General features: G+C 34.9%; 14 protein-coding genes. 10 read left to right on the forward strand and 4 right to left on the reverse strand.

Features of this window, described 5'->3' with window-relative positions; genetic code table 11:
• Window positions 1-3 precede the first annotated feature (3 nt).
• The gene (locus PGH12_RS00345; protein ID WP_267597951.1) at window positions 4-1,032 is read left to right on the forward strand and encodes a YihY/virulence factor BrkB family protein; all 1,029 of its coding nucleotides are present in this window, start codon (window positions 4-6) and stop codon (window positions 1,030-1,032) included.
• Window positions 1,022-1,390 carry a hypothetical protein gene (locus PGH12_RS00350; protein WP_267597950.1) on the forward strand — a complete coding sequence of 123 codons (369 nt, stop codon included), beginning with the start codon at window positions 1,022-1,024 and terminating at the stop codon, window positions 1,388-1,390. Before PGH12_RS00345 ends, PGH12_RS00350 begins: the two co-directional genes overlap by 11 nt.
• 131 nt (window positions 1,391-1,521) lie before the next feature.
• Here the strand turns inward: PGH12_RS00350 and PGH12_RS00355 are convergent, their stop codons facing one another.
• From PGH12_RS00355 to PGH12_RS00370, 4 genes are all read right to left on the reverse strand, one after another.
• A complete protein-coding gene (locus PGH12_RS00355) occupies window positions 1,522-3,726 on the reverse strand; it encodes a RelA/SpoT family protein (RefSeq protein ID WP_267597949.1) in 2,205 nt (734 codons plus the stop codon).
• Window positions 3,727-3,846: 120 nt separating this feature from the next.
• Complete coding sequence (locus tag PGH12_RS00360) at window positions 3,847-4,212, reverse strand: RasGAP domain-containing protein (RefSeq protein ID WP_267597948.1); 366 nt, start codon at window positions 4,210-4,212, stop codon at window positions 3,847-3,849.
• 323 nt (window positions 4,213-4,535) lie between these two features.
• The gene (gene acs / locus PGH12_RS00365; RefSeq protein WP_267597947.1) at window positions 4,536-6,443 is read right to left on the reverse strand and encodes an acetate--CoA ligase; all 1,908 of its coding nucleotides are present in this window, start codon (window positions 6,441-6,443) and stop codon (window positions 4,536-4,538) included.
• 38 nt (window positions 6,444-6,481) lie between these two features.
• Complete coding sequence (locus tag PGH12_RS00370) at window positions 6,482-6,934, reverse strand: GNAT family N-acetyltransferase (protein WP_267597946.1); 453 nt, start codon at window positions 6,932-6,934, stop codon at window positions 6,482-6,484.
• Between the two features lie 608 nt (window positions 6,935-7,542).
• Here PGH12_RS00370 and PGH12_RS00375 point away from each other — a divergent pair.
• From PGH12_RS00375 to PGH12_RS00410, 8 genes are all read left to right on the forward strand, one after another.
• Window positions 7,543-8,433, forward strand: a complete 891-nt coding sequence (locus tag PGH12_RS00375) for an aspartate carbamoyltransferase catalytic subunit (protein WP_267597945.1) — start codon at window positions 7,543-7,545, stop codon at window positions 8,431-8,433.
• 134 nt (window positions 8,434-8,567) lie between these two features.
• A complete protein-coding gene (locus PGH12_RS00380; RefSeq protein WP_267597944.1) occupies window positions 8,568-9,641 on the forward strand; it encodes a carbamoyl phosphate synthase small subunit in 1,074 nt (357 codons plus the stop codon).
• Between the two features lie 72 nt (window positions 9,642-9,713).
• Window positions 9,714-10,160 (forward strand): IS200/IS605 family transposase, encoded by a 447-nt coding sequence (tnpA, locus tag PGH12_RS00385; protein WP_267597943.1) that lies wholly within the window; start codon window positions 9,714-9,716, stop codon window positions 10,158-10,160.
• Window positions 10,161-10,338: 178 nt separating this feature from the next.
• On the forward strand, window positions 10,339-13,518 hold the full coding sequence (gene carB, locus PGH12_RS00390) for a carbamoyl-phosphate synthase large subunit (protein ID WP_267597942.1): 3,180 nt from the start codon (window positions 10,339-10,341) through the stop codon (window positions 13,516-13,518).
• 122 nt (window positions 13,519-13,640) lie between these two features.
• A complete protein-coding gene (locus PGH12_RS00395) occupies window positions 13,641-14,129 on the forward strand; it encodes a hypothetical protein (RefSeq protein WP_267597941.1) in 489 nt (162 codons plus the stop codon).
• 115 nt (window positions 14,130-14,244) lie between these two features.
• Window positions 14,245-14,742, forward strand: a complete 498-nt coding sequence (locus PGH12_RS00400; RefSeq protein ID WP_267597940.1) for a hypothetical protein — start codon at window positions 14,245-14,247, stop codon at window positions 14,740-14,742.
• A 40-nt stretch (window positions 14,743-14,782) separates the two neighbouring features.
• Window positions 14,783-15,226, forward strand: a complete 444-nt coding sequence (locus PGH12_RS00405) for an SRPBCC family protein (protein ID WP_267597939.1) — start codon at window positions 14,783-14,785, stop codon at window positions 15,224-15,226.
• Window positions 15,227-15,266: 40 nt separating this feature from the next.
• Complete coding sequence (locus PGH12_RS00410) at window positions 15,267-15,761, forward strand: hypothetical protein (protein ID WP_267597938.1); 495 nt, start codon at window positions 15,267-15,269, stop codon at window positions 15,759-15,761.
• The last annotated feature ends 29 nt before the right edge of the window (window positions 15,762-15,790 follow it).

The raw sequence follows: 15,790 nt of genomic DNA on the forward strand, positions 1-15,790 counted from the left end.
AAAATGGGTATTAAGGTTCCGGGTTTTCTTTTGAAAGTTCAAGATTTTTTTGATAATATACATCTTCCGGTATTGGGAATATCGCTGTGGCAATTGTTTCAAATCTATTTCGCAGGCGTTTTCAAGGGTAAAATAGGAAAGAAAGCTGCTGCAATTTCATGGAGCTTCACGCTGAGCCTTTTTCCATTTCTTCTTTTTTTATTGTCCGTTTTGCCGTACATGCCACATTACGACAAGCTTCAGTTTTATATATTTGAAGTTTTGATGCATAATATTTTCCCCTCCAATATTGAAGGCGATGTAAGAGGTTACATTGAGGATAATATAATTCCCAATATGAAGGGAATCAGTAATTTAACCATTCTTATTGCGCTTGTTTTTGCTACTAACGGTACATTTTCTATAATTAATGGCTTTAATGAAAATTCGAAAGAAAAACTTCCTGATGTTAAAGAGTTTATTCTGTCGTTTTTTATTACAATCGGGTTTGTAACGATCGTATTTTTGGCACTTTTCGGAGTTTATTATTCTGAAGTTGTTCTTAAACTTTTTACACCGACGTATAATATTTCCTGGCTCACCAATAATCTCTCGAAAATCATTGGTTTCGTCTCATTTCCTGTTTTTTTCTTCTTACTTTTAGCATTATTTTATTGGCTTGGAACTGTGAAAATTATCAGGTTCAGACAGGCAATTCCCGGAGCAATTCTTACAACGGTTTTATTTATCCTTACCACTTATCTTTTTACACTTTACGTTAAAAATGTGGCAAGATACAACGTTCTATACGGATCTATCGGCAGCATGATATTATTGATGATCTGGGTAAATGTGAATGTCTATCTACTTCTTTTCGGGAACGAACTGAATATGGCACTGAGAAAACTGCGGGTTGAAAAGCTTTTGTCAGATGAAATTAAAAAAGAAGCTGCAAACTACCGATCTACGAACGAGGAGCCAAATTTAGAGAGTGATGAAGATCATATCCGTAGTATTATAGAGGAAATAAAAAATGATAAACATGAAAACTAAATTAATAATAATTTTGGTAATGATGAGTTTACAGTCATGCGATCAGATTATGGATCAGGCTGAAGAAAAGCGCGCTCAGGAAAATTTCACCTCAGAATATATGGGTTATTATAGTGGAAGTTACACAGGCGACTACAAAGGATCGCTTAAAGTAATCGTTCGGAAAGATGCCAGTGTTCAGGTTATCAGAGGAACAGCGGGTAATCCTGATAGTTATATTACGAGTTTAATCATGTCATCCTTCAATACTACCTCAAGATCACCAGACGATTTTATGCTTATCGGAAATATGCAGACAAAAAATGGAACCTGGGAAATGGGTAATTTTAAAGGAACTTGGAGTATTATCAAAGATTAACCTTTCTGTATTTCTCTGCGATTCTCTTTATTAGCTAATGTCTACCCATTTCTACTGAATTAATTTGCTTATTTACATTAAATTTTTCGATAATATATAGAGCATTCTCTTCAAATTTCATAAAAAGTATTTTAAATCCTGATAACTTTAGAAACGCCATCAATATCTTTTAGCTTTTTAAAAGTCTCGTCTAGCTGACTTCTGTTTTTGACTTCCAGATTAATGTTCCCTACAAAAACGCCGTCGTTTGATTCGATCGACATACTTTTCATATCCATTCCCATTGCGCCACTTATCACGGTAGTAATATCGTTGATCATCCCCATCCTGTCGAGACCTTCAATTTCGATCTTAATACGGTTTTTAAAACTTTCCTCATTCACCCATTTTGCCGGAATTACTCGGTAATCGTATTGCGCTCTCAGGTTGATCGCATTCGGACAATTATCGCTGTGCACTTTTATTCCCTCAGAAATTGTTATAAAGCCAAATATTTTATCTCCCGGAATTACTGTACAGCATTTTGCGTAGCTGTAATTTAATTTTTCTTCATCCTTACCAAAAACAATCATATCAAGATTGATCTCTTTCGGCTCAATATAGTGCTGGTTTTTTGAAGGAGATTTGCGGAATCTTGAAAGCAGATTATTAAACACATTTTTACTTTCAATGTATTTTCTTAAACTGCTCGCATCCAATTCATTCGTTTGGAATTTTAAAAATAATTCCTGGGATGTCTTTAAATTAAAAAATTTCTGAAGTTTATTGATTTCTTCATCATTAAAATTAATTTTTGCGTGTCTCAGTTTTCGCTGAAGAATCTCTTTTCCTTCGTCTACCAAAGAATTTTTTTCTGAGTTGAGATACCCTTTAATCTTTGATTTTGCTTTGGAAGTAACAACAAAATCCAGCCAGTCAAACTTTGGCTTCTGGTTCTGAGAAGAAAGGATGTCAACCTGATCACCATTTTGCAAAACATACGAAATAGGTACTAGTTTACCGTTAATTTTAGCTCCAAGACATTTCATTCCTAAATCTGAATGTACTGAAAATGCAAAATCAAGAGCAGTTGCATTGGTTGGTAAAATTTTTATCTCACCTTTAGGCGTAAAAACAAAAACTTCTTTCGAATACAGGTTGAGTTTAATGTTATCTAAAAGCTCAGAAGTTGTAAGATTCTGCTGCTGTTCAAGTACTTCACGAATTTCTGTTACCCAGTTTTCAAAATTTCTGTCATCATTGGTCTGTTTATAACCTTCTTTGTATTTGTAATGAGCTGCAACACCTTTTTCGGCAATATCATCCATTCTTTCTGAACGAATCTGAACTTCTATCCATTTTTTATCCGGACCCAGAACCGTTAGGTGTAAACTTTCGTAACCAGTTGAACGTGGCTGAGTAATCCAGTCTCGCATTCTGGACGGGTTACTGTGATAGACATCTGTAACAATTGAATAGATCTTCCAGGCAAGAAATTTTTCGTTTTTTGCATCAGATTTATAAATGATTCTTATGGCGTAATTATCAAAAACTTCTTCAAAAGAAACACCTTGCTTCAGCATTTTTCTGTAAATTGATGAAATTGCCTTGGCGCGTCCTTTGATTGTCACATTCAGACCTTCATCATTTAATCGTTCGGAAACCTCTTTTTTAAATTCTTCAATATAACGCTCTCTGCTTTCTTTCGCAAGCTCGAGTTTCTGAGTAATTTCGGTAAAGACATCAGGATTATTATATTTTAAAGAAAGATCTTCAAGCTCAGATTTAATATTATATAAACCTAGTCTGTGAGCCAAAGGAGCGTAAATGTATACAGTTTCCGAAGCGATTTTTTTCTGCTTATCGGGAGCCATACTTTCCAGCGTTCTCATATTGTGAAGGCGGTCAGCAATTTTAATCAAGATCACACGAAAATCTTCAGAAAGCGTAAGAAGTAGCTTTCTGTAATTTTCAGACTGTACCGAGATATTCTGATGATTCATAATAGAGATCTTCGTCAAACCATTGACGATACTCGCAATTCTTTCACCGAAGATCTTCTTTAAATCTTCGTAGGTGTAATCAGAATCCTCAATTACATCATGCAATAAAGCGCAGGCTATTGATGTTGCTCCCAGACCGATTTCTTTAGCAACGATTTTTGCAACAGCTATCGGATGATAGATGTACGGTTCGCCAGATTTTCTTCTCTGATCTTTGTGGGCGTCTAATGCAATATCAAAAGCCTTCCGAATGAGTTTATTATTGTCCTCATCCAAAGTTCTGTATGTGTTAGAAATCAGGTCTTTATACCTCGCTAAGATTTCTTTGTTCTCTTGCTCCAAGTCGTAACTCATTTGTGTAAAAGGCTTTGTTTAGACGAAAATACGAAAAATAAAAGGATTTGTCAATCTCTAGGACTAAAAAATCCGCAGAAAAAATTCTGCGGATCTAGGTTATTAGTTTTAGTTTAATTTTTAGAATTTAACTTCAGAGTCCATTCCTGTATGTTGAGATTTCTTCTTCACATCCGGGCTGTTATGAATCTCTGCTTTACTACGAGCATCAATATATTTTTTAACGGTGCTGTAAGATGCTTCACTTATCTTCATGTTTTCAAAAACATAAGTCTTTAAGACAGAATTTCCCTGAAAAACATCATGAGCCTTTTGAGACTGTTCGTTATCCTTAATTTCTACACTCGCCAGAAATTGCGCATGATGGTGATCTTCAGTGAGGTAAACAATATAATCAGAGTTTCCAAACCCAGAATTTTCCAGTTCGTTTTCCAACCGCTTATAATCACCGTTGTGATCAAATAATCCTGCTAAAATGCTTGACATAGTAATCTTTTTTGATACTTAAAGGTAAAATTAATTTTTGAAATATCTACTATATTTTTAATGAATTTTTAATAAAAAACAATATTTATTGTTTTATCTATAAATAATAATAAAAAATTAAGAGGTTGTCTATTTTAAATTAAATATTGTCTTTCTAAACTGTATAATTATTTAGTAACCAATTTTGATTATTTAAATGTCATTATGCGAAACCTGCAAGTGATTATTCACGAATAAAAAATAATATATTTCATTTTTGAGTTTTTTGAATAAAATAAAAGCCTGTCTAAAAATTAAACAGGCTCTAAATTATTTAAATTAATCTAAATTCTTTCATTTTTAATCTCATCCACAATTTCAGGATTCAAAAGGGTAGAAGTGTCTCCGAAATTGCTGAAATCTCCTTCAGCAATCTTTCTTAAGATTCTACGCATAATTTTTCCTGAGCGTGTTTTCGGAAGTCCGGAAACAAACTGAATTTTATCAAGCTTAGCAATCGGACCGATCTGATCTGAAATCAATTGATTAATCTCTTTAACAAGATTTTCATGCTTTCTGTCTGAACCTGAATCTTTTAAAATAACAAATCCGTACAATGCACTTCCTTTGATGTCGTGCGGAAATCCCACGATCGCAGATTCTGCAACTGCCGGATGTTCGTTAATACTGTCTTCAATCGGAGCGGTTCCCAAATTGTGTCCGGAAACAATCACAACGTCATCAACTCGACCTGTAATTCTGTAATATCCAACCTCGTCTCTCAAAGCACCGTCGCCAGTGAAGTATTTTCCGGGGAAGGCGGTAAAATAAGTTTCTTTATATCGTTGATGATCTTCCCAGATCGTTCTGGCAATCCCAGGCCACGGAAAACGGATGCATAGATTCCCGGTTACCTGATTTCCGGTAATTTCGTTGCGTTTGTCATCCATTAAAACAGGCTGAATTCCCGGTAACGGTAGTGTTGCGTAAGTAGGTTTTGTTGGTGTCACAAAAGGAATCGGTGAGATCATAATTCCGCCTGTCTCGGTTTGCCACCAAGTATCAACAATCGGACATTTTTTTCTTCCGACATGATCATTAAACCAATGCCACGCTTCATCATTGATAGGTTCACCAACAGATCCGATCACTCTTAATGAACTCAAATCGTGTTTGTCTACCCATTCTGCACTTTCCTTTGCTAAAGAACGGATTGCGGTTGGCGCCGTATAAAACTGAGTAACTTTATGTTTTTCAATGACTTCCCAGAATCTGTCTGGTTCAGGGTAGGTGGGAACTCCTTCAAAAATAACGGTTGTTGCGCCATTTAAAAGTGGCCCGTAGAGAATATACGAATGACCGGTAATCCAACCAATATCTGCAGTACACCAATAGACATCATTTTCCTGATAATTAAAAACATTTTTGAATGTGTAAGCTGAGTAAACCATATATCCAGCGGAAGTATGCAGCATTCCTTTGGGTTTCCCTGTAGATCCTGATGTGTACAAAATAAAAAGTGGGTCTTCGGCATCCATAATTATAGTGACAAAATCTGATGAAGCTTTTTCGTACAGATCGGCCATCCAGAAGTCTCTCCCTTCCTTCATGCGGACTTCGTTATTAGTTCTTTTAATGACTAAAGTTGTTTCAACAGTGGGGCATTTTTCCAAAGCTTCATCAATGATCGATTTTAAATCTAAAACTTTGTTGCCTCGGTAGCTACCGTCTGAAGTGATAAGCATTTGGGCACCACAATCATTCACTCTGGAAACAACAGCAGAGGCCGAGAATCCCGCAAAAATCACCGAATGTACAGCGCCAATCTTAGCGCATGCCAACATTGTCACTGCCAGTTCAGGAATCATCGGGAGGTAAATGCATACTCGGTCACCTTTTTTAATGCCCATGTTTTTTAAAACATTAGCAGTTTTATTTACTTTTTCGTATAATTGGTTGTAAGAAATATGTTGAGCTTCTTCGTTGGGATCGTTGGGTTCCCAGATGATGGCAGTTTTTTCTCCTCTTGTAGAAAGATGTCTGTCTAGGCAGTTTTTGGTGATATTTAATTTAGCATCTTTAAACCATGTGATTTTTGCTTCATTCATATCATATTTTACCACTTTACTCCATCTTTGATACCAGACAAAATTTTGATCTGCAACCTTATCCCAGAATTTTTTTGGGTTTTTGATTGATTTTTTATACTCTTCAAAATAATGCGGTAAATCTTCAATTACATAATTTCTCATACTTTTCTTTTTAGAATTGCTTTTTTAAATAAATTCAGTTATAATTTCATTTCCATAATGGGTAAAAATCGATCTTTAATTGATGTTTCAATTTGTCCGATTTTGACGAATCCTAGGCTTTTGTAGAATCTTTCTGCATTTGGATCAGCGTCTAAGATTACTCTTTCTCTACCGATCTTCTGTACTTTTAGGATAAAATCATTCATTAATAAAGAGCCGTATCCCTTTCTGATGCTTTCAGGTGATACAAAAAAATTATCAAGCCGTACACTGTTATTTTCTATTAAATAATATGAATAATAACCTGATACAGAACCTTCTACGACTAATTTAAACACATTATTCGTCAGGATATATTCTGAACTTATCGTCAGCAGACCCGACCATTCCTCCATTTGCTTTTCACAATATCCCCAATATGCCTTCGATTTTTTTGTGATCTCAGATAAAATCTCACTATCATCAGCATTAGCTCGAATTATTTCTAACATTAAAATCTCTTTTGATAAAATTTGTCCGCAGCGTGTTCTCTGAAACTTTGCATGGTCTGTTTTTCTACTAAATTATTAAATAAGTTTTATTTAAGATCTATTTAATTAAAATTCTTTTTACAATACACAAGTAAAGAATTCTTAAGAGCTGTTTATTTTAAGTGTAGGCTTAAATCTTTTTTGCTTAAACCGTTAAAAATTACACTTTACTCCTTCCCCAAAAACTGCTAATCGGGATGATTTTCCACAACGAATTTAAATTAAAGTTTGAAATTGAAGCTTATAATAAATAGAGAACGAAAGATTTAATTTCACAATTTAAAGAATGATCGTGAAGAGTATGTATACTGGTAAACTTCTTGTGAGCATCTACGATTTTAATTCTAAAAGAAATCCTTTAAAAAAGTAATAATCATTTATGGTTAAAGTTTTTCAAATTTTTTAATTTTGACTTTGTCATGTTATGCAAATGTTATATCTTTGCACCTAATGAATAACACAGTATTTATATCATTAGAATTACCGGGCGTAGACGCCCTTTACGATATTTATTTATTTTAAGCGAAGATATTTTCTTCGCTTTTTTTATGTTCAAAAATTAAAATATTATGTTTACAATTACCGAACTAAGTACAGACAAAATCAATAAGATACTGACCGAAGCATTGGCTTTTGCTAACGGAAAAAATGTAAAAGTGGAGGGCGAAGTTTTTTGTTCAAATCTTTTTTTTGAAGACAGTACAAGAACTAAAACAAGCTTCGATATTGCTGAAAGGAAACTCGGTTTGCAGGTTGTTCCATTTGATGCCTCAAACAGTTCTGTCAATAAAGGTGAAAGTTTGTATGATACGGTAAAAACCATTGAAAGTATAGGGGTTAATCTCGTTGTAATCAGAGATAAAAAAGACCGATATTTTGACGAATTGACAAACATCAATATTCCAATTATTAATGGAGGTGACGGCACGGGAAATCACCCTTCGCAATGTATGCTCGATTTGCTTACGATTTATCAGGAGTTCGGAACTTTTGAAGGTTTAAAAATTGGGATTGTTGGAGATGTAAAACACAGCCGTGTTGCCAATTCAAATGCAGAAGCTTTAAGGCGATTAGGTGCTAAAGTATATTTCTCAGGACCTGAACAGTGGTTTGATGAAGGAGCTTTAATTAACGGAACTTATCTTTCTGTAGATGAGATGATTCACGATGTAGATGTTTTGATGTTATTGAGAATTCAACACGAAAGACACGACTCGAAGATGAGTTTCTCTGCTTCGGAATACCACAGAAAATATGGTTTGACGAAAGCCAGAGAAGAAACTATGAAGAAAGAAGCGATCATCATGCATCCCGCACCCATCAACAGGGGTGTAGAAATCGATACCGATTTGGTAGAATGTGAACGCTCAAGAATTTTCAAGCAAATGCAGAACGGTGTCTTCGCAAGAATGGCGATTCTAAAAAATGCTTTGGAAGAGAAAGGTTTTACATTTAAGTAAAAAAGCAAAGTGATAGCTATAAAATAGACGCTCACAAAATTCCCCTTTTCTGGAGGGGTGGCAAAAATTTAAAGAATTTTTGACGGGGTGGTTTAATGAGAAAGAATAAATAGAAATAAAGATAAAAAGTTAAAATGAAGAAAAAATTAATACTGGAATCCGGTGAAGTTTTTCATGGAGAAGGTTTCGGATCAGATTGGGAAACAGCAGGAGAGGTGGTTTTCAATACCGGAATGACGGGATATCAGGAATTGATTTCTGATCCATCGTATTGTGGTCAGATTGTTTGCATGACGTATCCGCTCATTGGAAATTACGGGATCAACCGTGATGATTATGAAAGTATTGAACCTGCAATCAAAGGTCTTATTGTAAAAGAAATATGCGATTTACCTTCCAATTTCAGAACACAGATTACTTTAGACGAGTTATTTAAAAAGAAGAATTTATCAGGAATTTCAGGAATTGACACCAGAAGACTGACAAGAATTCTTCGTAACTCAGGGGTTGTAAAAGGAAAAATCGTGAATGCAGATGCCGACGATAATATGACTGTTGAAGAACTGAAATCCACAACATTTCCAACTAATCAGGTGGAACAGGTATCAACGAAAACTTCTTACGCCAATCCGGGAAGAGGTCTTAAAGTAGTACTTGTCGATTTTGGATCTAAATTAGGAATAATCAGGGAATTATCTCAAAGAAACTGTGATATCATTGTCGTTTCACAAGATACAACTGCAGAGGAAATTTTATTAATGGATCCAGATGGAATCATGTTATCCAACGGTCCCGGAGATCCTGAAGATAATCAACAAGCTTTAGAAATGATCCGTGGATTATTAGGAAAAGTTCCAATTTTCGGAATTTGCCTTGGACATCAGTTGATTGGCCTTGCTTGTGGCGCAAAAACGTTTAAATTGAAATTCGGACACAGAGGAGGAAATCACCCTGTTTTGGATTTGGAAAAAAACAAAGTGGCTATTACTTCTCAAAATCACGGTTACGCTGTTGATCAGGAGAGCCTTAAAGAAACAGATTTAATAGAGACTCATATCGCATTGAATGACAGAACAAATGAAGGTTTGAAACACAAGATTCATCCTTGCTTCTCAGTTCAGTATCACCCGGAAGCGAGCCCGGGTCCTGAGGATGCGAATTATTTGTTTGATGATTTCATCACGTTGATGGAGGATTTTAAAAAGTAAATATACGAATGAACCACGAAGTGGTTCAACAGTCACAGCCCTGGATCTAATCCGTGGAAAAATAAGAAAAAAATGTCAACATTTCGTCAAATATATTATCAGATTGTCTTTAGTACGAAGCATAGAAAACCTGTGTTGAATATTGAACATGAAGATCAATTATATAAATACATTTGGGGAATTGTTAAGAATAAAAATTGCAGACTTTATCGGATCAATGGAATGCCGGATCATATTCATTTATTAACAGATCTTCATCCATCAGTTTCCTTAAGCAGTTTTGTAAAAGATATTAAGGTTTCAAGCAACTTATGGATAAAGCAAAGCGGATTATTTCCTGATTTTGAAGAATGGCAAACTGGTTATGGCGCATTCACTTATTCAGAAAGAGAAAAAGATATGATCATGAATTATATTAAAAATCAAAAAGAACATCATAAGAATGAATCTTTTGAGGTTGAATATAAGAATTTGCTAAAATCTCATGGAGTTAAATTTGATGAAAAATATCTTTGGTAAATAATATTCAACCCATTTCATGGGTTGTTGGAATGTGACAATCATCCAATCCATAGGTTTCACCTACGGCTATTAAAATTCAGCCACTTCGTGGCTGTACAAAGAGAAAGCAGAACCATGAAATGGTTCAACAATAATAGCCATGGATGCGATCCATGGAATAATAAAAAAGAAAAAAATGAAAAGAAACGACATAAAAACAATTTTAGTAATCGGTTCCGGCCCAATTATCATTGGTCAGGCAGCGGAATTTGATTACGCAGGAACGCAGGCTTGTCTTTCCTTGAGAGAGGAAGGCTACAAGGTGATTTTGATCAACTCAAACCCTGCAACGATTATGACGGATGTTGAAATCGCTGACAAGGTTTACATCGAGCCGATTTCACTTCAGTTTGTAAGTCACATCATCAGAAAAGAGCGTCCGGATGCACTTTTACCGACTCTTGGTGGACAAACTGGTCTGAACATGGCGGTCGAATTGGAAAATTCAGGAATTCTTGAAGAATGTAAAGTTGAGGTTCTGGGAACTAAGCTATCTGCGATCAACAGAGCGGAAGACAGAGATTTGTTCCGTGAACTGATGAGAGAGTTGAACGAACCCGTTCCTGAATCAGATATAGTAAACACGGTTGAAGGAGCAATAAATTTCGCTAACGAAATTGGTTATCCGGTCATCGTTCGTCCAGCATTCACAATGGGAGGAACAGGTGGTGGAATCGCTGCTACCGAAGCTGAACTGAGAGAAATTGCTGAATTGGGATTAAAATACAGCCCGGTTACGCAATGTCTGATCGAAAGATCAATCGCAGGTTTCAAAGAAATTGAATACGAAGTAATGCGGGATGCAAACGACAATGCGATTGTGGTTTGTAACATGGAAAATATAGATCCTGTTGGAGTTCATACCGGAGACTCAATCGTTGTAGCGCCATCTCAGACACTTTCTGACAGAGAATATCAGATGTTGAGAAATGCTTCCCTGAAAATCATCAGAGCTTTAGGAATTGAGGGCGGATGTAACGTACAGTTGGCTTTAGACCCGCATTCATTTGAATATTACATCATCGAGGTAAACCCAAGAGTTTCTCGTTCATCAGCTCTAGCAAGTAAGGCAACTGGTTATCCGATTGCTAAAATTGCTGCTAAAATTGCCGTAGGACTGACTTTAGATGAAATCATGAATCCGGTTACAGGTAAAACTTACGCTTGTTTCGAGCCGGCTTTGGATTATGTGGTAACTAAATTCCCAAGATTCCCTTTCGATAAATTTGAGACTGCGGACAGAAGATTGTCTACTCAAATGAAAGCGACTGGAGAAGTAATGGCAATCGGAAGAAACTTCGAAGAATCTTTACAGAAAGCGGTTCGTTCACTGGAAACAGGTTTGAGACATTTAGGTTTAAAAACAAAACAGGCTGCCGCTTTAACTGACGAAGATATCGAAAGAAGAATCAGAGTGTGTGATGACGAAAGACTGTTTATCATCTGTGATGCTTTAAGAAGAGGTTACGACTGGGAACAGATTGTAGAATGGAGTAAAATTGATAAGTTCTTCATCTGGAAATTAAAAAAATTAGTTGATTTCGAAAAAGTAATTGCTGATAATAAATTCGACAAAGAAATTTTAATTCAGTCTAAAAAATTAGGTTTCTCAGATCAGAATATCGCTCATTTGTGGGAATCTTCGCAAAGAGAGGTTTACAATTTCAGAAAAGAAAACGGAATTGTGCCGGTTTACAAAATGGTAGACACCTGTGCTGCTGAATTTGAAAGCGAAACACCATATTTCTACGGAACTTACGAGGAGGAAAACGAATCTGTAGTAACCGATAAAGAAAAAATCATAGTTCTTGGTTCTGGCCCGATCAGAATCGGACAGGGAGTTGAGTTTGACTACGCAACCGTTCACTCGGTTTGGGCTATCAAAGAAATGGGTTACGAAGCAATTATCATCAACAATAACCCTGAAACTGTTTCTACAGACTTCTCGATTTCAGACAAATTATATTTCGAACCTTTGACGGAAGAAGATGTGATGAGCATCATCGACCTTGAAAAACCAAAAGGAGTTGTTGTACAGTTCGGTGGACAAACAGCCATCAATTTAGCAGATAAATTGGCAGCTTACGGCGTTCAGATTTTGGGAACTTCACTGGAAGATTTAGACAGAGCTGAAAACAGAGACAAGTTTGAAAAAGCCCTTCAGGAAATGGGAATTCCGCAACCTTTAGGAAAAACTTCAACTTCAAAAGAAGAAGCGATTGTGATTGCAAATGAGATCGGTTATCCGGTTTTGGTTCGTCCAAGCTACGTTTTGGGAGGTAGAGCCATGGAAATTGTCTACACGGAAGCAGAACTGGCGCATTACATGGAATTCGCGGTAGATGCAAGTCCGGATCAGCCAGTTTTAGTTGACCGATATATCACGGGAAGAGAAGTGGAAGTCGATGCGATTTGCGACGGCGAAACGGTGATCATTCCAGGAATCATGGAGCACATCGAAAGAGCGGGAGTTCACTCCGGTGACTCGATTGCAGTGTATCCGCCACAGAATGTTTCTCAGGCAGAAATCGATACTTTGGTAGATTACACTGAAAGATTGGCTAAAGGGTTGAATTTGGTTGGTTTAATGAATATTCAGTACGTGCTTTTTGAAGGAAACGTGTATGTGATTGAAGTAAACCCAAGATCGTCAAGAACAGTTCCTTTCTTATCTAAAATTACGGAAGTTCCAATGGCAAATCTTGCTACAAAAGCGATTTTAGGTCAGAAACTGAAAGATTTAGGATATAAAAACGGATTGGTTCCAAAGAAAGAAGGTGTTTTCGTGAAAGTTCCTGTGTTTTCTTTCTCAAAATTAACGAAAGTTGACATCTCTTTAGGCCCGGAAATGAAGTCTACAGGAGAAGTGATGGGGAAAGACACGACTTTGGAAAAAGCATTGTACAAAGGATTGGTTGCAGCAGGAAGAAAAGTTCCGATGCACGGCTCAATTTTGTTCACGGTAGCTGATAAGCACAAGCAGGAAGCAGCTGACTTAGCATCAAGATTCCATGAAGTTGGTTTCAGAATCTGGGCAACAGAAGGAACTGCAAAATTCTTTGCAGAAAAAGGAATTCCTTGCAAAATCGGATATAAAATAGGAGAGGAGAGTGTCAACCTGATTGATTTGATTCAGAAAGGAAAAGTTCAGTATGTTGTCAACACGATGACGAAAGGAAAGCAGTCTGAACGAGACGGTTTCCAGATCAGAAGAATGAGCGTTGAAAATGGTGTTCCTTGTTTAACATCAATGGATACAGTGGAAGCAATTCTGAAAGTTATCGAAAGCATGAGTTTCAAAATGGAGACGATGTAATTTTCGGATTTAAAATATTTTTTAAAACGCATCTTTTTTGAGGTGCGTTTTTTTGTTTTAAAAATTTTCCTATTTATAATTGATAAAAGATTAAATTTAATAAACAATTACAGAAAGCTTATATGTTAAAACAAATTTTATTTTTTTTATTTTCTTTTTTACTGATTTCTTGTGTTGGAGATTTTGAAGAAAAAAAATTATTGGGCTATTCTGATAAGAATGGCAAATTGCATTTTGAAATAATTGAGAAAGATTTTAACAAAAATGATTCTTTAAATTTTAGCGAAAAAAGATTTGTAGTATTGGATTCTCAAAACCGAATAATAAACAAAAATAATTCACAATTTCTTTTTTATGGTAATCAAAATAGACTTCAGGAAATTAGATCTGTATATCGTAGAGGAGGAAAAACAAATATTGTAGTTTATAAATATTTATATGATGAAAAACAAAATCTCAGATTAATTACTTTTCAATTTAAAAAGGTAGATACAATTCAAACTTTTAAATATAATAATCTTAATCAATTGATTCAGGAAGACTATCCATTTAGAAAATTCTCTGTAAATTATAAATATAAAATGGTGAAATTTCTGAAACTAAGGAATTAGAAAATGGAATTTCTTGATGAATATTATTATGATAAAAATGACTCTTTAATAGAAAAACGGCAATATGATCGGGTTTTAAGTGAAACAGATTTTAATTATCGAGGAAAGACAACTTATGAATATAAAAAACTATAATATCAAAAAAAATATATCTTGTTATATAAAATATATGACAATAATTAATGTTATTTTCTGTGTAACATCTTGTAGTCAAACAAAAATGGAAAAAGCACACAATAATGAAACTTCAAAACCAAAAAATATTTCTAATTCTACAAATACATTAACCGGAAAAAAAGAAAATTTAGAAATTGAAACCTTAATTTTAAGCTATAATGCAATTTCCTGTTCTTGTGCACAGTGGAGTGATTCAAGATTTGATAAAAAAGAAAATCCAGATAAAAAAGATTATTATTGGCTGGAACCCGCAAATGAAAAATTAATAAATGCAGATCATATATTTAATGGTGAAAATTTGCCACTACAGATAAAAGTGACGGGGCAAATTGTAAGTGAAAATGGATTTCCTAAAGGGAAAAATCTATCAAAAATATCTGAAGATCAAGCCGGAAAAGTATTTCAGTATACTAAAATTGAGATATTAAAAAGCTGAAAAATCGATTAATAATTATTTATATCAAAGTAAATAAAATATGTCAACACAAAACTTCTCCTACAACTTTACAACTTCAAAATCTCCCGAAGAAATTTTCAATTTTTTAATGGATCCTAAAAGTTGGTGGATCGGCTTGCACAATGAAATAATAATTGGGAATTCAGGAAAATTGAATGATGAATTTACTTTCAGTGCAGCAAATGGAGTACACAATTCTGTGCAAAAATTAGTAGAATTAATTCCGAACGAAAAGATAACTTGGGAAGTTGTTGACAGCAATCTTACATTTCTAAAAACACGAAATGAGTGGACGGGAACTAAAATAAGTTTTGAGATCTTAAAAGAAGAACAGGAAATAAAAATTCTTTTCAGGCATGAAGGTTTAACACCAGAATTTGAATGTTATAATGGCTGCTCAAGTGCTTGGACGCAATATTTGGAAAATTTAGATCGAAAATTAAATTCACAGAGATTATTTTAGCAAACAGTTTTTTACGTACAATTCAATAAAAACATAAAAGATGAAATATCATGCAATAGCAGAAAAATACACCAAATTTGTACTGACGCAGAACGGAAAACAGATCGCACAACTGAATTATAAAAGCTGGTTTAAATTCAGTGCGGAAATTCAGGTTTTAAATACTAGATATCTCGTTGAGCCAAAAGGTTTTTGGGGAAATAATGTTGAAGTTCTACACGGGAACAAAGTTATACTGGAATTTACCATGAATTGGGATGGAAGCATTGTTATGAAGAGTCATTTTAACGACATGGATAAAAATTATACTTTCACTCACAAAGGTTTTTTCAGAGAATTATTTTCGCTGACCGACGAAAAAGGAAATGAACTTCTGATAATGAAGCCCAGTATTCAGTGGCGAAGTCTTAATTATGAATATCAGATAAACACTTCGGAAATTTTGGAATCATTTGATGAGAAAAATCTTCTCCTGTTGATTTCGTTGCATTGTGCTAACTACTATATGTCGATGATGATGGGAATGGGAACTTGATTGAAATATTAGTGAAATTGTACCTGAAG

Origin of the sequence: Chryseobacterium sp. CY350 (assembly GCF_027945075.1) — a bacterium.
GTDB lineage: Bacteria > Bacteroidota > Bacteroidia > Flavobacteriales > Weeksellaceae > Chryseobacterium.